This window comes from Serratia silvae, assembly GCF_023282985.1.
Lineage (GTDB): Bacteria > Pseudomonadota > Gammaproteobacteria > Enterobacterales > Enterobacteriaceae > Chania > Chania silvae.
The window spans coordinates 59,176-79,737 of the sequence record NZ_JAGQDC010000009.1 but is presented as its reverse complement, the minus strand read 5'-3'; the positions used below and the strand labels follow the sequence as shown (position 1 = coordinate 79,737).

Genomic DNA, 20,562 nt, shown 5'->3' with positions numbered 1-20,562 from the left:
CGGGTTATTTAGCTTGAATAGTTGCCGTTGGGGCACTATCAGCAGCGGCATCGTTAGTGGTCGTGGTCTCTTCTTGTGGCGTGGTGGAACGGGTGTACATATTCAGCCCGGCCAGGAATACGCCGCCCAGAGAGCCGAAGGCGCATAAGGCGATGACGATGAGGAACGCTTTTTTCCGCATAATGATTATTTCGCAGGTTGTCCAGAACAGCGGGAATTATAGCCCCTTCACCGGGTGAAACAACACTCGTTTAAGTGGGGGTATGCGGACTGCACCGATCCTCCGGTCTTTTTGGACAGGATCTTGTTCGCAACTGAGGTTCAAAGGTTTTGCGAGGCGGATTCAGAACCCATTCGCTCATAATGTGCGCCGATGACAGCCTATGGTAGGTTTTTTATGTTAAGTCCAAGGATGACCGACATGAAAAAAGCCACCTCCACCCCTCATGATGCTTTATTTAAGCAGTTCCTCACCCATCCAGACACGGCCCGTGATTTCTTGGAATTACATGTGCCGCCTGCCTTACTGCAGTATTGCGATCTGAACACGCTAAAGCTGGAACCCGGTAGTTTTATCGAGAGCGACCTGCGTGCCCATTACTCTGACGTACTTTACTCGTTGCGAACCGAGAGAGGGGATGGGTATGTGTACGTTTTGATCGAACACCAAAGCTCACCCGACAAACATATGGCATTTCGTTTAATACGCTATGCCATTGCGGCAATGCAACGCCACCTTGAAGCAGGGTACGACCAGCTTCCTCTGGTTATTCCTATGCTGTTTTATCACGGTCAGGTGACGCCTTATCCCTATTCAATGAGTTGGTTAGAGGAATTTAGTGAGCCTGAACTAGCCAGGCAGCTCTATGCGGGGCATTTTCCGTTGGTTGACGTTACCGTCATTCCGGACGATGAAATCATGCAGCACCGCCGCATGGCCATTCTTGAGTTGTTACAAAAGCACGTACGCCAGCGCGATCTGGTTGAGCTGTTAGAACAACTGGTCACATTGTTGTTGGCCGGATACACTACTAAAGAGCAACTCATATCATTGGTGAACTATATGCTGTTGGTGGGGAAAGCAACCGAGCCGGAGACGTTGATCCGTGAGTTGGCTAGACGCGCGCCGCGGCATGAGGAGGAATTGATGACTATTGCAGAATATCTCGAGCAAAAAGGTTTCGAGAAAGGGATTAAGCAAGGCATGGAAAAAGGCATAGAGAAAGGGCGGGAAACCGTGCTGGAAATAGCGAGCTCCATGCTGGCTGAAGGCTTTGATCGTGCCATGGTAATGAAGTTGACCGGCCTTTCCGCGGACGATTTGGCGCAAATCCGCCACTAACATCGGCGGTAGGCCTAGCGGCCCCGAGTTTATTATTCATTAGTGGTTAGGCTGAGGCTGGAATAACAACTAACAGACCTAACCTCCCCCTTGGGTAGAGGTTAGGAGTAATGCCTTACTTGACGGCTGGTTGCACCTTGGCCGGGCGGGCAAACAGATATTTTCCCAGCGTCACCAACACCACCGCCGAGACGATGATCACCAACGCCATCCACTCGCGCGGGCCCAGGGATTCGCCAGCAAAACCGACGCCGAGCAGTACAGCCACCACCGGATTGACGTAGGCATAGCTGGTCGCTACCGCCGGGCGGACGTTCTTTAGCAGAAACATATAGGCGCTGATCGCCAGCATCGAACCGAAAACAATCAGATAACCGAGTGCCATAAAGCCGCTGAAGGTGGGCATTTTATCCAAATGCTCACCGCTCAGTTGGCTGGCGATGGTCAACACCACGCCAGCCACCAGCATTTCGGCGGCACCGGCCATCGGCCCGGCTGGGAGCGAAATGCGTGAGCCGAGTACCGAACCAAAAGCCCAACTGGCGGAGGCCAGCAGGATCAACAGCGCGCCAGTCGGGTTACCCACCAGGTTATTGCCGGTATTGAGCAACACAATGCCCACCAGGCCAAGGGCGATGCCGGCCCATTCCAGCTTAGTGTTGCGGATACCCCAAAACATGCTGAAGCACAGGGTGAACAGCGGAACCGTGGCAACCATCACTGCCGCAATGCCAGAAGGTACATCCTGATGCTCGGCTACCGTGACCAAGCCGTTACCCACGGCCAGCAATAGAATGCCAATAGTGCCAGCGGCGGCCCACTGTTTCAGGGTAGGTAGGGCATGGCCCCGCAACAACAGGAAAACGAACAGAATGATACCGGCAATCAGAAAACGAATGCCTGCCATCATCAAGGGAGGCCAGCTTGCCACCCCCACGCGGATAGCGAAGTAGGTCGATCCCCAGACAATATATAACGTAAACAGCGCCCCGATTAACGGCAGGAGATGACGATTTTGTTGGCTCAGCATGGGTCTTTTATTCGGTAGAGTGAAAAATCGTTAGGACACTCAGTAAACCTTAAGGCATCGTCGATAAGCAATGCTTTTATGCCCGTTTAGTGGTGCCGGGTGAGGCTTGCCAATCCCTGGCTAAAATCAAGGGATTATGATTGAGAGATCTGGTAAGCGCAGCGGCGGGCGCCGGCAAGAATATGTTCGCTGCGCTCAACCTTGGCTTGCAGCACCTCGGTAAATATGTTCAGTTCAGCGCGGCAAAATCCTTGGCAAACCGCTGCGGCGCTGCAAATAGGGCAGTGATTTTCCACCAGCAGAAACTCGCCGTCTTTCTCTTCACTCCACTCGGCCATATACCCTTCACGGCAACGGATGGCCGCCAGACGAGCAACACGTTCACGTAAATCGGCTGCACCGATCATCGCCTGTTTATAATTAATTCGGGTTTCCTGTTCCCGGCTATCGATCAGCAGGTCCATCGCCTGTTCACCCAGTTTGTCACGCACAGTGCGTAACAGTTGGGCGGTTAATTCAGCATGGGCGTCGGGAAAGTGGGCGTTACCTGCGGCGGTCAACTGCCAGAGCTGTACTGGGCGGCCAACGCCGCGGGTTTCGGCCTTGGCTTCCACCAGGCCCTCTTTTGCCAGCTTAACGAATTGCTGACGGGCGGCTTCGCCGGTGGTACCGAGCACTTTTCCCGCCTCAGAGGCTTGCTGCGGGCCGTGGGTTTTCAACAGCTTCAGCAAGCGGTCACTGACCGAATGTGCGGTGCATTCGCCATTTTCCAAGCTAATTCTTGACATATTACAGCGCCTCGCCCTTAATTATTCCAAGATATTGCTTGTTAAATTTAGCCTAATAGCAAGATCAACTCAATGCCATTCCTCTGAAAACAGGACGATAACCGTGATAACCGATGATAACAGCCGTTGGAGCGACCTCTTTTCCGGCAAAAATGCCGCCAGTGCCATCGCACTGTCGCTCGGCGTCGCCTTGCATGCGATCAATATTCTGGTGGCGACCACCATTTTACCTTCGGTGGTGCAGGATATCGGTGGGTTGGATCTCTATGCCTGGAACACTACCCTGTTTGTGGTGGCCTCGATATTAGGCTCGGCGCTGTCGGCACGTTTGCTGAGTGGCTACGGGGCGCGTAGCGCTTATCTGGTGGCGTCGCTGTTCTTCATCGCAGGCGCGATGCTGTGTGCGCTGGCCCCTTCCATGCCGGTGATGCTGATTGGCCGCACGGTACAGGGGTTTGGCGGTGGCCTGATCTTTGCACTGTCTTACGCGATGATTAACCTGGTGTTTGAACAGAAACTTTGGCCACGCGCCATGGCGCTGATCTCTGCGATGTGGGGGATCGCCACGTTGGTGGGGCCTGCCGTCGGCGGGATTTTTGCCGAATTGAACGCCTGGCGCTGGGCGTTCGGTGTTCTGTTGCCGATCATGGTGCTGTACGCCGCCTTTACGTTCCGTATCTTGCCCAAAGGTAAACCGCAGCAGCGGGCAACGCCGTTACCGCTGATGCAATTGCTGCTGCTGGCTGGCGCGGTATTGGTGGTGTCGGCTGGCAGCCTGGCTGATAGCGGTTGGCTAAACGTGGGCGGTATTGTGTTGGCGCTGTTGCTGATGATGGGGTTAATCCGACGTGAGGGACATTCCCGCGCTCGCCTGCTGCCACATCAGGCGTTGCGCCGTGGTTCAGCGCTGGCTTCGTTGTACGTTACGGTAACGCTATTGGTGATCGGCATGACCAGCGAGATCTTTGTGCCTTACTTCTTGCAAACCTTGCATGGTCAGTCACCGCTGATTTCCGGCTATATCGCTGCCACTATGGCAGCGGGTTGGACCCTCTCAGAAATTCTTAGCTCCGGTTGGCGCGGTGTCGGGATCCGTTTGGCGATAATCAGCGGGCCGATCCTGGTGCTGCTTGGTTTGCTGGGGTTGGCAGTGCTGATGCCAATTCCTTCTAACGGCCACTGGCAGGCGCTGGGGCCGATCGTGCTGGCTTTGACGTTGGTCGGTTTCGGTATCGGTTTTGGCTGGCCGCACTTGCTGACACGCATTTTGCAGGTGGCCCCTCAGGCCGATAAGGATATCGCCGGGGCCTCCATCACCACGGTGCAACTGTTCGCCACGGCGTTTGGCGCGGCATTGGCGGGGATGGTCACTAATCTGGCCGGATTTACCACGCCAGGTGGCATTGAGGGCGCAGCTTCCGCTGCTCATTGGCTGTTCCTGCTGTTTGCCTTGGCCCCGCTGTTGGCGATCTACAGCGCCTGGCGCAGTGCGGCCATTAGCCAGCCAGCCGAGGAGTCGAGCAATTTTGTACAAACGTCTGGTTCAGGTGAGTGCTAGAATGCTATTCATTCAGCGGGGAAGGTAAGTATGGCAGAGAGTGTGAGCCGGAAGGGGCACCAGGAAAAGGCTAACTTTATGCACGTCGACGATCTCGGCGGGCTGGAAGTGTTGCAGGCCACCTATCGCCGACAGAGCTTCTCCCGCCACAGCCACGAGGGTTTCTGCGTTGGCGTGATTGACGAGGGGGCCCAGAGGTTTTACCGTACCGGTGGCGAGCATGTAGCGCCGTTGGGCAGTGTGATCCTGGTCAACGCCGATGATATCCATACCGGCAGTTCTGCCAGCGAAGATGGCTGGTCTTATCAAGCCATGTACCCCAAACCAGAGCTGCTGGCGTTCTTATCCCGCGATCTGAAAACCGTCGCCGGGGCCACGCCGTACTTCCCTAATCCAGTCGTGCAGGACGCGGGGCTAGCCGGGCAACTGCGGTTAGCCTTCGGCATGATACGCAGCAACGAAAACCGCCTGGTGAAAGAGACATTGGTATTTTCGGCGCTGACCTGGTTAATGCTACGCCACGGCAAAAGCCGCATAGAGCCTGCCACGCAAAGTAAGGCGCAAAGCCAGATAGCGCGGATCAAAGCCTTTCTGGATGATTTCCCCGAGGCCAATATCTCCCTGCTGGAATTGGCAGAGAAGGCTGGGCTAAGCCCTTATTATCTGCTGCGTCAGTTTCAACAGGCGACCGGTTTACCGCCCCATGCTTATCAGATCCAGGCGCGTTTGCGCAAAGGACGCCAGATGTTAAAAGCGGGCAGTAGCGTGCTGGAAACGGCACTGGCCTGCGGTTTCCACGATCAGAGCCATTTCCACCGTCATTTCCGCAAATCCATCGGCGTGACGCCCGGCGACTATGTTAAAACGCTGAGATAAATACGCAAGCGGGTACAATACTCGCCCCCTTTCCTGCGCTATTCTACTCCTTCGTTCGAAGGAGAAAATAATGACTTACCAATCAACACTCACTGAGCCGCCAACGTTGCGCCTGCGCCCGGCCTTGCAGGGGGCGGTGGCGATCCTGCCGCTGTGCCTGGCGGTGCTGCCCTGGGGGATCCTGGCAGGGTCAATGGCGATCCAGAGTGGCCTGACGGCGGCAGAAGGGTTGGGGATGTCGGCGATTGTGTTTGCCGGGGCCTCTCAACTGGTGGCGATGGGGATGATCAAAACCGGTGCCGGTATGTTGGCGATCCTGATCTCCACCTTTTTTGTCACCGCTCAGCACTTCCTCTATGGCTTGCGCCTGCGGGAATGTATTGCTCCGCTACCGCTGAGGTGGCGTGTCGCGCTGGCATTTTTGCTGACCGATGAGCTGTTTGCCCTGACGGGGGATCATGGCCCGGCGCGTTTCAACCGCTGGTATGCATTGGGGGCCGGGCTGGCGTTTTATCTGAGCTGGTTCTTTGCCACCTTGCTCGGCGTAGTGGCGGCCAGCAGCATTGATCTGGATAGCTACGGGCTGGATTTCTCGATCGCCGCGACCTTTATCGCCATTATCGTACCGCTGGTGCGTAACCTGCCGGTGCTGGCCTGCGTATTGACGGCGCTGATGCTGTCTATTGGTCTGCACCATTATCAGGTGCCGGGGGCTTTGATTATTACCACCGTGGTGGCGATGCTGGTTGGGCTGCTGTGCAGCAGGGGGAAAGAATGATCTGGCTGACCATTGTGTTGATGGGCGTGATCGTCTTCTTCAACCGCTACTGTTTCCTGGCACCTAGCCTGCCGGTGCGTTTATCGCAACGGATGAGAACCCTGTTGAGCTTCTCGGTACCAGCGGTACTGACCGCCATCTGCGGGCCTATCATTGCCTTCAACGGGGATGAGTGGCGAGCACTGCCCGAAAACCCTTATCTGTGGGGAGCCGTGTTTGCCATTGCCCTGGCCGTTTTCCTGCGCAATACGCTGGCGGTCGTGGTGTTGAGTATGTTGATGTTTATTCTGCTACGTACACTGCTGTAACCTGCGCTCCAAAACATTCCCCCTGAATAATTCAAGGGGGAGACCATTACATCGCCATTGTCATTTCAAACTGACGCAACGGAGCTTCACGCCAGCCAAGGTGCTGGAAGAAGGGAGCGACGTCGTCCGGAACAAACACGTTAGCCGATAGCGCCAGTGGGGCAAATTGTGCTTGCAGTGTTTGCAACAGACGGCGCGCCTGGCCCTGACCGCGCAGCGCTGGCGGCACATAAATCATACGCAGATGGCACTGCTGTGCGCCCGGCATCACCAAAGCAAAAGCCTGCTGATCCAGAGTGAAGGCGCGCGGAGTGCCGGGCAGCTTGTACAGCGACTCTGGGGCGATCAACCACGGCAAGCCATGTTGCCCATCTGTGGTCATCTGCTGGGCAAGTGCCAATGGGTCGATCTGTTGCAAGGTTGCCGAGGGGGCCGGGGTTGCCAAGGGAGCATGGAATCCCAATAGCGTACGGGTGATGGCTAAACCAGCCTGTTGATACAGCGCCAGAGCCGCTTGATTACCGGCGATCACCTCCAGCGAAAGCCGGCGATCACCTCGCGTATGGGCATCCGCAATAATGCGCTGCATCAACGTCTTACCTAACCCTCTGCCACGCATTTCCGGGCGGATAGATAAGGCCGCTACACGGCTATGTTGGCCCCGTCGCGCGATCAGGGCCAGCGCCACCGGGTGCTGCTGGTGAGTGACGATAATGCTGTGATTCAGGCTGAGGTCTTCGGCGGCAAAGCGACTGCTGAAGGTTTCGCCGTCGATCACAAAGGGAACAATGTAGTTCTCAAAACAGTGGCTGAGTATTTGCGCCAACTGCATACTGCTGTAGGGCAAGGCGGTGTGAAACTCGAACTGGCTATCGATAGGCATGGCGGTTCCAAAGGCAGCGATGAGACCTCTATATCTAGCTGCGATCGGCTAATCAGGCAAGTATTAAGCTGTTTCTGCCGGATTTGTGAGCAAAAATAGTAATGAAAAAACCGGGCAAATTCGCCCGGCGAAGTAACTTCAGAAATAGCCGCAGCTATAAATTGCAGTAGTGGTTATGTATCACAGCGTAAATCAGAACTGGTAGGTCAGAGCCACGGCAATCACGTTGTCGGTTTTCAGACCTAGTTTATTGTTGTCATCGAGTTGGTTGATTTTATAATCCACATAGGTGGACATGTTTTTGTTGAAGTAATAGTAGGTGCCCACGTCAATATATTTAACCAGGTCGGTGTCACCGATATTTTCAATGTCTTTAGCCTTAGACTGGACATAAGCCAGTGACGGGCGCAGGCCAAAATCGAACTGATATTGCGCAACCACTTCCACGTTCTGGGTTTTATTGGCAAACCCACTAACGGAGGTAGAGGTATTATTAATGGTTGCGGTACCGGAAATTGGCGTCAGGTTATGGGTTTCGGCATAGGTGGCGGCCAGATACACGCTGTTGGCGTCATATTTCAGGCCGGTTGCCCATATATTGGCTTTATCACCCTTGCCGTAACTGCCCTGTTTCTGGCCGGTCGTCCGGTTAGAAGAGGCATATGCACCCGTTACGCTGACGCCATCGATGATCTCGTAGCTGGAAGACAGACCGAAGCCGTCGCCGTTAGCTTTGCTGTTGGCGCGGGCATCGTTTTCGTTCTTGCCCTGATACTGCAACGCGAACTTCAGGCCGTCGACCAGGCCGAAGAAGTCGTTGTTACGGTAGGTAGCCACGCCGTTGGCGCGCCCAGTCATAAAGTTGTCGGTTTTGATATAGGTGTCATCGCCGAATTCCGGCAGCATGTCCGTCCAGGCGGCAACGTCGTAAATAACGCCGTAGTTACGGCCATAGTCGAATGAACCAAAGTTTTTCACTTTCAGGCCAGCAAAACCCAGACGCGTTTTGGTGTCTTTAGTGCCATCTGCTTCGCTATGGTTGGCGGCGATCTGATATTCCCACTGGCCGTAGCCGGTCAGCATATCATTAATTTGGGTTGCCCCTTTAAAGCCGATACGCACGTAGGTTTTATCACCATCATTGCTGGTATCGTCAGAGAAATAGTGCAGTGCTTTTACTCGGCCATAAAAATCAAGCTTATTGCCATCTTTATTGTATATCTCTGCTGCCTGTGCGGTCTGGACAATGAAAAGTGCCGCAATAACGGCAAGAAGATTAGGTTTCATGGTGTTCCCTGCTTTGTACGATTGAAAGACGCTTATCATCTGTTTTATTACGATGCTACTTTGCTGCAGGAGCTAGCGCAGCGCAGATTTTTTACCGCAGTTGTGTGATGTATTTATGACAGGTCAGATAAATGGATATCGAATGGTGAAAAATAATCCAGGAGATGCATTTTTTGTTGCAGATGGGCGGGGGTTCTGTTGTGCAAACATGCGAGGTTATGCGCAAAAAATTCGATGTCCCACTGTGGGAGAAGGGGGGGGCCTTGAGGTGCGTTTCGCAATGTTGACCAGCCAACCGTAACTCGGGCTGACGCCGCAGGCGGTCTGTGGGACAATAGCGCCATCATTTCGTTTAGATAAGAGTTGAATGGCGCTTTCCCCCGCAGTTAAAGATCAGATCGGCCAGTGGTACAAAGCCCTGCAGCAGCAAATACCGGATTTTATTTCCCGTGCCCCTCAACGGCAGATGATTGCCGAAGTGGCGAAGACTCTGGCCGGGGATTACCCGCGCCATCTGGCGATCGAAGCGCCAACCGGCGTGGGTAAAACGCTCTCGTACCTGATCCCAGGTATCGCTGTTGGCCGTGCCGAAAGCAAACCGTTGGTGGTCAGTACCGCCAATGTGGCGCTGCAGGATCAGATCTACAGCAAAGATTTACCGCTGCTGAAAAAGATCATTCCCGATCTGAAATTCACCGGTGCGTTTGGCCGTGGGCGCTATGTTTGTCCGCGCAATCTGGCGGCGATGAGCACCGACGTGGTCGAACAGGGCGATCTGATGCTGTACCTGGACGAAGACGAGCTGGCGCCATCCAGCGGTGAAGAGCAGGCGCTGTGCCAAAAGCTGGCGAAAGCCTTGGCTCGTCATGAATGGGATGGCCTGCGCGATCATTACCAGCTATCGATAGCCGATCCCTTATGGGGCAAGTTGAGTACCGACAAGGCCAACTGCCTGGGGCGCAACTGCCACTATATTCGTGAATGCCCGTTTTACATTGCCCGCAAAGAAATTGAAACCGCCGACGTGGTGGTCGCCAACCACGCGTTGGTGATGGCAGCGCTGGAAACTGAGTCGGTATTGCCGAACCCGAAAGAGTTGCTGCTGGTGCTGGACGAAGGCCATCATCTGCCAGAGGTGGCGCGGGATGCGCTGGAGATTGATGGTGAGATCACCGCGCTGTCAACCAATCTGCAACTCGATATGATCGTGCGTCAGGTAGAACAGTGCATGACGCAGTACCGGCCAAAGAATCCACCGGGGTTGGCTAATAGCGAACGGTTAAAAAACCACTGCGAAGAACTGCGCGAGCTGATCCAGATTTTTGAACATCAGGCTAACGCTTATCTGCCGCCAGACAGCGGTAATGCTGAGTATCGCTTCGAAATGGGCGAACTGCCTGCGGAGATGGTCGAGATCTGTGCGCGCTTGTTCAAACTGACGGATGGCCTGCGCGGCCTGGCCGAATTTATTCTTAATGACCTCAGTGAACAGACCGGCAAGCACGATATTGTGCGGCTGCATCGCGCCATTATTCAGATGAGCCGCACGCAGGGTTATCTGGAGGCGATGAGCAAGCTGTGGCGGCTGGCGGCGATGGATAAATCCTCCAATGCACCGATCTCCAAATGGATCGCGCGTGAACTGCGCGACAATGTTACCCATCTTTATCTGCATTGCGTGGGCATCCGCGTCAGCGATCAGTTGGAAAAACTGCTGTGGCGCAAGGTGCCGCATGTGGTGATCACCTCGGCAACGTTACGTTCATTGAATAGCTTTTCACGGCTGCAAGAGATGAGCGGGCTGAGCGAGAAGGCGGGCGATCGCTTCGAAACGCTGTCTTCGCCGTTTAATCACGTCGAACAGGGTAAAATCGTCATTCCCAAGATGCGTTTTGAACCGGCGATGGCCAACGAGGCCGAACATCTGGAAGAGATGGCGCGCTTTTTCCGTGGCGAGCAGGCCAGCGGCCAGCATAAGGGTATGCTGATCCTGTTCAGCAGCCACCGTGCGATGCAGACCTTCCTCAGCTATGTCACCGATCTGCGTCTGATGTTGCTGGTGCAGGGCGATCAGCCACGTTACCGGTTGGTAGAAGAGCACCGTAAGCGGGTAGAGAAGGGCACTGCCAGCGTGCTGGTCGGGCTACAGTCATTTGCTGAGGGCTTGGATCTGAAAGGTGAATTGTTGACTCAGGTGCATATCCACAAGATCGCCTTCCCGCCGATCGACAGCCCGGTGATCCTCACCGAGGGTGAATGGCTTAAATCCCTCAATCGTTATCCGTTTGAGGTGCAGAGTTTGCCAAGCGCGTCGTTTAACCTGATCCAACAGGTGGGCCGCCTGATCCGTAGCAACGAGTGCCACGGTGAAATCGTGATTTATGACCGGCGCTTGCTGACCAAGAGCTACGGTTCACGGTTGTTGGCGGCGCTGCCGGTGTTCCCGATCGAACAGCGTGAGGTGCCGGAAGCGGACAAAGCCCATAAGGCGGCATTGAAATCTGCGGCAGAGGCCGCCAAGAAAGAGAAAAAGCGCAAGAATCCGTTTGCTCGCCGCCGCACCCGTTAACAAATGTATTCTGGCAAAACAACTTTCTAGCTAATATGGGACTTGCTTTTAAAACCCTTTGTACAGGTGATTTATGGTGGAAATATCTACGTTGTTGCTCTTCGCTGGTGCCTGTCTTGCGCTGACGGTGACTCCTGGCCCGGATATGCTGTTGATCGCTTCCCGAAGCCTAAGCCAGGGGAGAAGCGCTGGTTTCGCTTCGTTAGCCGGGATACAGCTAGGAACCTATTGCCACGCGTTGGCGGCGGCGCTGGGTCTTTCACAACTGTTTGTCGCGCTGCCGCTGGCCTATGATGCTGTTCGTTTGTTAGGGGCGGCCTATTTACTGTATTTAGCATGGAAAACGCTGCGTACAGGCAGTAGTTTGCAGGCATCCGCCGGGTTACAGGCCGTATCAGTAAGGCGGATTTTTCAGCAGGGATTATTGACCAATATTCTCAATCCGAAAATGGCGCTGTTTGTGCTGGCGCTGTTCCCGCAGTTTATCAATCCGCAGAGTGGTTCCGTGGTGGTACAGATGCTGATTCTGGCCACTATCTTGAATGCTATTGGTCTGGTGATTAACGGTGCCGTGATCCTGGTGGTAAACCGTTTAAAAAGTCGCTTTACTGGCCGCCAATTCAGCGCTCGTTGGCCGAATTATTTGTTGGGCGGGGTATTTGCCGGGTTGGCTTGCAAGCTTATTTTCGACAGCCGGAAATAAGCTAGAGCATCGCCTCAAAGGCTGCACTGGTAGGGCAATCAGGCTTTGCGCTGTACATGACCAGCCGCAGGTGGTTTTCTTCGTCGACAATAAACGAAGCGTGTTCAAACGTCACTTCGCCTGCCCCTTCAACGAAGAAAGTGCGTTGCCCCTGGCAGCGGCCATGAATATTGTGCTGCTGCCACAGCTGGCGAAATTGGGGGGAAACATCGCTCAGAGCCTGAATGCGTTGCAACATGGTGGCATCTTGCGGGGCGCGAGCGTAATCACGGCGAAAGCTAGCCAGGATTTGCGGGGCCTGCTCCTGCCATCCCATTAACCGCTGATTGAGTTTGGGGTCGGCAAACAGCATCCACAGCATATTGCGTTGCTGCGGCTGACGCTCAGCGATGGCAAACAGGCGGTCTGCCGCCGGGTTCCAGGCGATAATATCCCAGCTCAGGTTCATCACATAGGCCGGGCGCAGGGTGAGATCGTCCAGCAAACGGCGTACCAAGGGCGTGACCTGGCACCATTGATGGCCCGCGACCACCGGTGGCCGCTGATGTGCCAGTAAAAACAGATGATAGCGTTCGGTCGCATCCAGCTTCAGAACCCGCGCCAGATCCTCCAGAAACTCCACCGAAGCGTTGATTTCCCGCCCTTGTTCCAGCCAGGTGTACCAAGTCAGGCCCACGCCAGCCAAGGCGGCAACCTCTTCACGCCTTAACCCTGGCGTGCGCCGTCGCGTGCCGCTCGGCAGGCCAACGGCCTGGGGAGAGAGTTTTTCACGCTTCATACGCAGAAAGTCTGCCAACTCTTGGCGAGTGCGGTTAAGGGTACGTGGTGGCATTGGCTAATCCTGTTACTCTCAGTAATAGTATAACTGGCTATATAGTAACAGTTTAAAGCATGTTCCATACTGCCGCCATGATGTTATCAGGAGGCGTTATGGAGCATACCTTGTCTGACAGAAAGGCCAGATTACCGGGGCTACCGGTGTTGCTACTCGGTGGGTTTGTCACCATGTTCGATTTGTTTGTGGTTAACGTGGCGGTGCCGGTGATCCAGCAACAGTTCAACGCCAGCTTTGCCGGGGTTGGGCTGATTATCGCCGGTTATGAACTGGCTTTCGGCATTTTGCTGATTGCCGGTGGGCGATTGGGGGACCGTTTCGGCCGGCGGCGTATGTTTAGCTACGGTATGTTGGTTTTTGCACTGACCTCGATGCTTTGTGGTCTGGCGGGTTCGCTGTGGGTGCTGATTGTTGCCCGCTTTTTGCAAGGTGCAGCGGCTGCGCTGTTGTTCCCGCAAATCTATGCCTTATTGCGCGTACTGTATGGCGAAGAGCAGCGGCGGCGCGCCTTCGCTCGTTTGGGGATGACGCTGGGGCTGGCGGCGATTTGTGGCCAGGTGTTGGGCGGTTTTATTATTGAGGCTAATATTCTGGGCAGCAGTTGGCGCATGATCTTTCTGATCAATCTGCCGATTGGTGTGCTGGCGGTGATGGCGGCACGACATATTCCTGAATCCAGGCTGGCACAGGCGCAACGGCTGGATGCTAAAGGCCTGCTGCTGGCCGCTTGCGGTTTGCTACTGTTACTGTTTCCGTTACTGGAAGGCCCATCACGCCACTGGCCTTGGTGGACTGTGCCGATGATGGTGCTAGCGGTGGCGCTGTTAGGCTGGTTTGTCCGTTGGGAACGGCAACTTGCCCGTCACTCCGGTGATGCGGTGCTCGATCCGGCGCTGTTTCGCCAAGGTTATTTTGCCCTCGGCACGGTAATTGTGCTGGCGATTTACTCCACCGCATCCTCATTCTTTCTCTGTTTTGCTCTGCTGTTACAGGCCGGAATGGGGCTGACGCCGTTTCAGGCGGGTTGCCTGTTCGCTCCGGCCAGCGCCGCCTTTATGCTGGCATCTTTTTTGGCACCGGGCTGGGTACAACGTTGGGGGAATAGCGTCTTGGCCGGTGGCGTGGCGGTTTACGCCTGTGGGCTGATAGTGCTGGTAGCACAGTTGCTATGGGGCTCTGCACTCAACCGTCCACTGCAACTTTTACCCGGCCTGATGATTTTGGGCTTTGGTCAGGCATTGAGTATGACGCCCTTGCTTAATTGGGTGCTTGGCCTGGCTAAAGAGCATCAGGCCGGTATGGCGGCAGGCTTGGTGTCAACGGTGCAACAGGTCGGTGGCGCGTTGGGGATTGCGGCCAGCGGCATGTTCTTTGTTCCGCTGCTGGCCGGGGGGGCAGAGCCACAGCACTATGCCAGAGCCTTTGCTGGCGCTATGGGCTACAACCTGCTGGCGATGCTGATTGCTTTGATTTTGCTGTTCTACACCCACCGGCAACTAGGCAGGGGCGGTTAAAGCATTATCGCGCCGGTTTGCCCGGCGCTGCATGGCTAATTACCAACCTAAAGCGGTTATAGGTCATCACGGCCCAGACCCGCACCACGGTGTCGCGGTCAGAGCGAGATAGATTTCCATTTTTCATTCCATGTTTGATGGGGAATACACCATTCCATTGTAAGGTTACGGATACTATCTTAATCCGCTAGGATGGGTAAATCTCGCTATGTCCAGCAAGCCCCAATCCACAAGGAAAATCTAAGCCATGTATCAAATAGAGTCATTCCGCGAAGATGATTTAGATGCTCAGATAGCCTTGGTACGCGCCAATCCGCTGGGGCTGATCGTTAGCCAGGGGCCACAGGGGTTGATGGCCGATCCGATCCCCTTTCTTATTGATACCGATGAGCAGGGGCAGGTGACGCTCAGGGCGCATCTGTCGCGAGGCAATCCACATTGGTCGGTGTTGAAAGCCGGGCAAGAATGCCTGGTAGTGTTTCAGGGGGCCGAAGGCTATATCTCGCCGGGATGGTATGAAACCAAGCGGCGCACCGGCAAAGCGGTGCCGACCTGGAATTATGCCGCCGTACACATGTGGGGAACGCCAACGGTCACGCAAGATAGCGCCTGGCTGCGCCAGCTGCTGACACAGCTGACAGCGGTGCATGAAGGCAACCAGCCGCAACCTTGGCATCTTGACGATGCGCCAGCGGAGTATATTGCCGCCAACATCAAAGGCATTATTGGCATCGAGATCGCCGTCACTCGTCGCGAAGGAAAATGGAAAATGAGCCAGAACCGCACCGCCGCCGATATCGACGGGCTGATCGACGGGCTGCGAACCGGTGACGATAGCCAACAACGGCTCGCAACGGAGGTTGAGCGCCGCCGCGGATAAGGTATGCTTATCGCAAACCGAATCAGTGGAGCGAGCGATGGATTACAGCAAAATTATCAAAGAAATAGGCCGTGGCAAGAACCATGCGCGCGATCTGGATCGGCAAACGGCTTTTGAGCTTTACCAGGCGATGCTGGCCGATGCCGTGCCGGCACTGGAGTTGGGAGCCATCCTGATCGCCATGCGTATCAAGGGGGAGGCCGAGGAAGAGATGCTTGGTTTCTATCAGGCGATGCAACAGCAGGTGATGCGGCTGCAACCCCCGCAGGGCCGCCCGATGCCGGTGGTGTTACCCAGTTACAACGGCGCTCGTAAACAGGCCAATCTGACGCCGTTACTGGCGCTATTGCTGGCCAGGGTAGGGTTGCCGGTAGTGGTGCACGGCGTAGTGAACGACAGCACGCGCGTCACCAGCGCAGAAATTTTCCGCGAGCTTGGGGTGCCTTGGTCTGAAGATCCTCAGGCCGCACAATGGCGTTTGGATGACGGAGATGCGGTGTTTATCCCAGTGTCGGCGCTTGCGCCAGCGTTGGAAAATCAGCTTGGCCTGCGCTGGAAGATGGGGGTGCGTAACAGCGCCCACACCTTGGCAAAATTGGCGACGCCGTTTGGTGAGCATGACGTGCTGCGTATCGCCAGCGTTTCTCATCCGGAATACGTCGATCGCGTTGCCTCGTTTTTCTGCCAGATCGGTGCGCGGGGATTACTGATGCATGGCACCGAAGGGGAGGCCTATGCCAATCCGCAACGCTGTCCCAAAATCCACTATATCGTCGGTGGTGAGCCGCAGATTTTGCTGGAGCGGCCAGAACAGGATGCGTTAGCTGAGGTGCCCGCTGCTAAGGATGCCGCGACCACGGCGCGTTGGACGGAACGTTGTCTGGCTGGTGAGGTTGCCATTCCCGAGCCTATCGCTCGGCAGGTTGCCTGCTGTCTGGTCGCGACCGGCCAAGTGGAAACGTTGGAGCAGGGATTAGACAGGCTGCGTTAATCTGCCCATGGTTTTCCACTTGATCGTACCCCTCTCTTTAGGCAGAAGGTTAGGGTGAGGGGCGTTACTCCACTACCACAAGCGCCTCGCCGGGCTTTATGCTATCTTACGCGCCAGAAAACCCTTTCAGAGAGCCCGTCACGGTGGAAAAAAAGAAAAGTTTCCCGCAGCAGAAAAGCGGCCTGCATCCGCGCAATCGCCATCGCTCACGCTATGATTTCCCTACCTTGATCGCCACCTGTCCGGGCTTGGAACCTTTTGTCAAACCCAACGCCTGGGGCGATATCTCGGTGGATTTTGCCGATCCTGCCGCAGTGAAAATGCTCAACCGTGCGCTGTTGCTACACTTTTACGGCATCGAACATTGGGATATTCCGGCCGACTATCTCTGCCCGCCGATCCCAGGGCGAGCCGACTATCTACATCACCTGGCCGATCTGCTGGCGACCAGCAACGGTGGCGAGATCCCGCGAGGTAAAGGTGTGGCGATCCTGGATATCGGCGTGGGGGCCAACTGCATTTACCCGATCATCGGCCAGCGCGAATATGGCTGGCGCTTTACCGGCTCGGAAACCGATCCGGTCTCGCTGGGGGCCGCCAAGATGATCGTGACCATGAACCCGACGTTAAAAAATACCGTGCGCCTGCGCCAGCAGAAACAGCAGGAGTGTATCTTCAACGGCATTATCGGTGTTGCCGAGCGCTTCGATGCTACCTTGTGTAACCCGCCGTTCCACGGTTCAGAGCAGGAAGCGCGCGCCAGCACACGCCTCAAGTTACATAAGTTGGGCAAAGGGGCTGTGGCGGAAAAGCCGGTGCAGAACTTTGGCGGCAAGAACAACGAGCTGTGGTGTGAAGGAGGCGAAGAGGCTTTTGTACGCAAGATGGTTGAAGAGAGCGTCGGCAAAGCGAAGAACTGCCTGTGGTTCACCTCGCTGATCTCTAAAAACACCACGCTGCCTGCCATTTATTATGCACTCAAGCAGGCCGGGGCCGCAGAGGTGCGCACCATAGAAATGGCGCAGGGGCAAAAGATTAGCCGTTTTGTGGCCTGGACCTTCCTTGATGCCGAGCAGCAAGCCGCCTGGGCGGCAGAACGCTGGCAATAATTGCCGACCGTTGCCAGCGATCGTGCTGGCAACGATTATTTATTCTGTCGTTCCTTTCATTCTGTCTGGCTTGCGTTATCCTCAATACTGTTAATAAAATCCCATGTTGATAATTAGTTAAAAAAACAATAATTACATTGCTGAATAAAATATTTTTATCCAGTTAATCTGGAGCATTGTCGTGCGCCATTTTCAGGGAGATCGCGCGTTTAGTGGTGAGCAAGAGATTGTATAAAAATAGGGGGGCTTGCTGTTAACTCCATCTGCCAGAAGGATTTACCCGATGTTTTTAAACCTAGGTCAGTCAAATAACCCATGGCGTGCCGAATTAGGTGCCATTGAAGATGCAGTAGCGATGATCGTATTTAAACCCGATGGCACCGTATTACGTGCCAACGATCTGTTCTTGCAAACCATGGGGTTCGAGCGTCAGGAAGTGATTGGTCAGCATCATCGTATTTTCTGCGATCCAAACTACGTCGCCAGTCCGGCCTATCAGCGCCATTGGCAAAAATTAAATAGCGGCGAAGCCATTACCGATAATATCAGACGTATTCGCAAGGACGGTGAAGTGGTCTGGCTACAGGGGACTTATACCCCGGTATTAAATAAACACGGCGAGGTAGTGGAGATCATCAAGATCGCCAGCGAGGTGACCAGTCGTATCACTCAGGCCCAGGAACATCAGAGCCTGTTAACGGCGCTGAACCGCTCGATGGCGATGATCACTTTCTCGCCAACCGGCATTATTCTGGATGCCAACGACAATATGCTCGATCTGATGGGCTATCGGCTGGAAGAGGCGTGCGGCCAGGCACACAGCATTCTCTGTACGCCGGAGTTCGCTAACTCTGACGATTATCATCAGCACTGGCAACGGCTGGCCCAGGGGGAGTTTTTGACCGGGCGCTTCGAGCGTATCAACCGGCGTGGGGAACGGGTGTGGTTAGAGGCCAGCTATAACCCAATCATCGACAATGAAGGGCGGGTATTAAAGGTGGTGAAAATCGCCCAGGACATCACTCGCCAGACGTTCCAACAGCAGCATGAAGAGGAAATGGTGCGAAATGTTCACCATCTCTCCATGGGAACCGATAAAACCGCTGCTCAAGGGGCGATCATTGTTCAGCAGGCGGTGCAGGGGATGCAGCAGGTGGAGATGGCCGCCCGGCAGACTTCGGACGTAGTCAGCGACTTGGGGCGCTGTTCGCAACAGATTGGCAACATGGTTGAGGCGATCCGCAAAATTGCCGCCCAGACCAATCTACTGGCGATTAACGCCTCGATCGAAGCGGCGCATGCGGGCGAGCATGGGCGCGGTTTCTCTGTAGTGGCTAATGAGGTGCGTACCTTGGCCGAGCAATCCCGTAAAGCCGCCAGCGAGATTGAGCAAGTCACCAAAACTATTCAGCAAGGGGTGACGGCGGCAATCAACAAGATGGTGACCTGTGTGGAACAGGCGGGCGGCGGCGTGGCGCTAGCCAAGGATGCTGGTGAGGTGATCAATCAGGTCAATGTGGGTATGCAGGATGTGGTCAAGCTGATGCAGGCGTTTACTTCCGTCAAACAAAGCGATGTGATCCACTGAAGTGGGGAGCAGTGAAAGCTGGCAGGCACCAAATATGTGCCTGCCAGGCTTATTTAGATCAGGAAACGTGCTGCAAGAACTCGCGCAGGCGTGGGCTTGGCGGGTTGTTGATCAGGTCATGGGGATTGCCATCTTGGGCGATCCGGCCTTTGTCGATGAAGATCAGGCGTGAGGCCACTTTTTCGGCAAAGCCGACTTCGTGAGTCACGATCACCATCGTCATGCCTTCTTCGGCCAGATCCTGCATCACTTTCAGCACTTCGTGACGCAGTTCCGGATCGAGCGCCGAGGTTGGTTCATCGAACAACATCATTTTGGGCTTCACCGCCAACGCCCGGGCAATGGCAACCCGCTGCTGTTGTCCGCCGGACAGCTCGGAAGGGTAGTGGTGAGCACGTTCAGCCAGACCCACCTTGGCTAACAGCACACGCGCATGCTTCTCGGCTTCTGCCTTCTTCATACCCCGTACACGAATAGGGCCAAAGGCGACGTTTTCCAGTGCTGTCAGATGTGGGAACAGGTAGAACTGTTGGAACACCATACCGGCTTCTTGGCGGATCAGACGATCATCCACCTTCGGATCGTTTACCTTCAGGCCGTCTACCACCAGTTCGCCGCTGGTGATCTCTTCCAGCTTGTTAATGCAGCGCAGCAGGGTTGATTTACCGGAGCCAGAAGGCCCGATGATCACCACCACTTCACCCTGTTTGATATTCAGATCGATATTGTGCAGCACCTGGGTCTGGCCAAAGTGCTTGGAGACGTTTTTAAATTCAATCACAGGATTTTCATCCTTCTTTCCAGACGACGCAGCACGAAGCTAAGCATCAAAGTAATGATCAGGTAAATCACCGCTACGGCGCTCCAGATCTCCAGCGCGCGGAAGTTACCGGCAATAATTTCCTGCCCCTGGCGGGTCAGTTCCGCTACCCCAATCACGATGAACAGCGAAGTATCCTTGATGCTGATGATCCATTGGTTACCCAACGGCGGCAGCATACGGCGCAGTGCCAACGGCATGATCACATAGCGGATGGTTTCGCGGCGCGACAGCCCCAGTGCTAGACCTGCCTCACGGAAACCACTGTGGATCGACAACACCGCACCACGGGTAATTTCCGCAATATAGGCACCGGAGTTGATCATGATGGTGACTACGGCGGCGGTGAAAGGATCAATGCGGAAATCGCTAAAGGCCATTGGCAAGGCGAAGTAGATAAACATCACCTGTACCACAATTGGCGTACCGCGGATCACTTCAATGAATACCAGTGCCACATGGTTGGCGATCCAGCCGCCATAGGTGCGGGCGAAACCGGCAACCAGGCCGATGATCAGGCCGCCAATCAGACCGAGGACCGAAATCCACAGGGTCATCTTGGCACCTTCTAACAAAATTGGGATGGCGGGCCAAATGGCGCTCCAGTCGAATTGCATAGTGTTATCTCCCGGTGATCCCAAGCAAAGGGATCAATAAACAACAAAGCACAGGGGGCGGGTATACCTCCCCTGTGCTCAATCAA

General features: G+C 55.0%; 20 protein-coding genes. 12 read left to right on the top strand and 8 right to left on the bottom strand.

The features are described 5' to 3' along the window. Positions 1-4 precede the first annotated feature (4 nt). On the bottom strand, positions 5-181 hold the full coding sequence (locus KAJ71_RS12825; RefSeq protein ID WP_166734524.1) for a YohO family small membrane protein: 177 nt from the start codon (positions 179-181) through the stop codon (positions 5-7). Positions 182-421: 240 nt separating this feature from the next. Here KAJ71_RS12825 and KAJ71_RS12820 point away from each other — a divergent pair, with 240 nt between their 5' ends. After that, positions 422-1,342, top strand: a complete 921-nt coding sequence (locus KAJ71_RS12820; RefSeq protein ID WP_248946084.1) for an Rpn family recombination-promoting nuclease/putative transposase — start codon at positions 422-424, stop codon at positions 1,340-1,342. Positions 1,343-1,457: 115 nt separating this feature from the next. On the opposite strand, the gene yedA is transcribed toward KAJ71_RS12820, so the two are convergent. Together yedA and KAJ71_RS12810 are read right to left on the bottom strand one after the other, a co-directional pair. After that, the gene (gene yedA / locus KAJ71_RS12815) at positions 1,458-2,372 is read right to left on the bottom strand and encodes a drug/metabolite exporter YedA (protein ID WP_248946083.1); all 915 of its coding nucleotides are present in this window, start codon (positions 2,370-2,372) and stop codon (positions 1,458-1,460) included. A 134-nt stretch (positions 2,373-2,506) separates the two neighbouring features. Further along, positions 2,507-3,160 (bottom strand): helix-turn-helix transcriptional regulator, encoded by a 654-nt coding sequence (locus KAJ71_RS12810; RefSeq protein WP_248946082.1) that lies wholly within the window; start codon positions 3,158-3,160, stop codon positions 2,507-2,509. A 103-nt stretch (positions 3,161-3,263) separates the two neighbouring features. Between KAJ71_RS12810 and KAJ71_RS12805 the strand changes: the two genes are divergently transcribed. From KAJ71_RS12805 to KAJ71_RS12790, 4 genes are all read left to right on the top strand, one after another. Then, positions 3,264-4,718, top strand: a complete 1,455-nt coding sequence (locus KAJ71_RS12805; RefSeq protein WP_248946081.1) for an MFS transporter — start codon at positions 3,264-3,266, stop codon at positions 4,716-4,718. A gap of 30 nt (positions 4,719-4,748) precedes the next feature. Beyond that, the gene (locus KAJ71_RS12800) at positions 4,749-5,594 is read left to right on the top strand and encodes an AraC family transcriptional regulator (RefSeq protein ID WP_248946080.1); all 846 of its coding nucleotides are present in this window, start codon (positions 4,749-4,751) and stop codon (positions 5,592-5,594) included. A gap of 70 nt (positions 5,595-5,664) precedes the next feature. Further along, positions 5,665-6,372, top strand: a complete 708-nt coding sequence (locus KAJ71_RS12795; RefSeq protein WP_248946079.1) for an AzlC family ABC transporter permease — start codon at positions 5,665-5,667, stop codon at positions 6,370-6,372. Continuing rightward, complete coding sequence (locus KAJ71_RS12790; RefSeq protein WP_248946078.1) at positions 6,369-6,680, top strand: branched-chain amino acid transport AzlD family protein; 312 nt, start codon at positions 6,369-6,371, stop codon at positions 6,678-6,680. The genes KAJ71_RS12795 and KAJ71_RS12790 overlap by 4 nt, the downstream gene beginning before the upstream one ends. Before the next feature lie 46 nt (positions 6,681-6,726). On the opposite strand, the gene KAJ71_RS12785 is transcribed toward KAJ71_RS12790, so the two are convergent. Next, positions 6,727-7,563 carry a GNAT family N-acetyltransferase gene (locus tag KAJ71_RS12785; RefSeq protein ID WP_248946077.1) on the bottom strand — a complete coding sequence of 279 codons (837 nt, stop codon included), beginning with the start codon at positions 7,561-7,563 and terminating at the stop codon, positions 6,727-6,729. Between the two features lie 192 nt (positions 7,564-7,755). After that, complete coding sequence (gene ompC / locus KAJ71_RS12780) at positions 7,756-8,850, bottom strand: porin OmpC (protein ID WP_248946076.1); 1,095 nt, start codon at positions 8,848-8,850, stop codon at positions 7,756-7,758. A gap of 367 nt (positions 8,851-9,217) precedes the next feature. Between ompC and dinG the strand changes: the two genes are divergently transcribed. Beyond that, entirely contained in the window at positions 9,218-11,419 is a 2,202-nt protein-coding gene (gene dinG, locus KAJ71_RS12775) for an ATP-dependent DNA helicase DinG (protein ID WP_248946075.1), read from the top strand. A 73-nt stretch (positions 11,420-11,492) separates the two neighbouring features. Next, entirely contained in the window at positions 11,493-12,122 is a 630-nt protein-coding gene (locus KAJ71_RS12770) for a LysE family translocator (protein WP_248946074.1), read from the top strand. 1 nt (position 12,123) lies between these two features. Here KAJ71_RS12770 and KAJ71_RS12765 read toward each other — a convergent pair whose 3' ends face one another. Continuing rightward, the gene (locus KAJ71_RS12765) at positions 12,124-12,954 is read right to left on the bottom strand and encodes a helix-turn-helix transcriptional regulator (RefSeq protein WP_248946073.1); all 831 of its coding nucleotides are present in this window, start codon (positions 12,952-12,954) and stop codon (positions 12,124-12,126) included. 98 nt (positions 12,955-13,052) lie between these two features. On the opposite strand from KAJ71_RS12765, the gene KAJ71_RS12760 reads away from it, so the two are divergent. The 5 genes from KAJ71_RS12760 (at position 13,053) to KAJ71_RS12740 (ending at position 19,039) form a co-directional block, all read left to right on the top strand. Next, a complete protein-coding gene (locus KAJ71_RS12760) occupies positions 13,053-14,471 on the top strand; it encodes an MFS transporter (protein ID WP_248946072.1) in 1,419 nt (472 codons plus the stop codon). A 247-nt stretch (positions 14,472-14,718) separates the two neighbouring features. Continuing rightward, complete coding sequence (locus KAJ71_RS12755) at positions 14,719-15,351, top strand: FMN-binding negative transcriptional regulator (protein WP_248946071.1); 633 nt, start codon at positions 14,719-14,721, stop codon at positions 15,349-15,351. Between the two features lie 37 nt (positions 15,352-15,388). Then, positions 15,389-16,342 carry a DNA-binding protein YbiB gene (ybiB, locus tag KAJ71_RS12750; RefSeq protein ID WP_248946070.1) on the top strand — a complete coding sequence of 318 codons (954 nt, stop codon included), beginning with the start codon at positions 15,389-15,391 and terminating at the stop codon, positions 16,340-16,342. Positions 16,343-16,485: 143 nt separating this feature from the next. Next, entirely contained in the window at positions 16,486-17,451 is a 966-nt protein-coding gene (gene rlmF, locus KAJ71_RS12745; RefSeq protein ID WP_248946069.1) for a 23S rRNA (adenine(1618)-N(6))-methyltransferase RlmF, read from the top strand. Between the two features lie 283 nt (positions 17,452-17,734). Further along, complete coding sequence (locus KAJ71_RS12740; protein ID WP_248946068.1) at positions 17,735-19,039, top strand: methyl-accepting chemotaxis protein; 1,305 nt, start codon at positions 17,735-17,737, stop codon at positions 19,037-19,039. A gap of 58 nt (positions 19,040-19,097) precedes the next feature. On the opposite strand, the gene glnQ is transcribed toward KAJ71_RS12740, so the two are convergent. Next, positions 19,098-19,820 carry a glutamine ABC transporter ATP-binding protein GlnQ gene (gene glnQ / locus KAJ71_RS12735; RefSeq protein WP_248946067.1) on the bottom strand — a complete coding sequence of 241 codons (723 nt, stop codon included), beginning with the start codon at positions 19,818-19,820 and terminating at the stop codon, positions 19,098-19,100. Beyond that, complete coding sequence (glnP, locus tag KAJ71_RS12730; RefSeq protein ID WP_024527506.1) at positions 19,817-20,476, bottom strand: glutamine ABC transporter permease GlnP; 660 nt, start codon at positions 20,474-20,476, stop codon at positions 19,817-19,819. Before glnP ends, glnQ begins: the two co-directional genes overlap by 4 nt. Positions 20,477-20,562 lie beyond the last annotated feature (86 nt).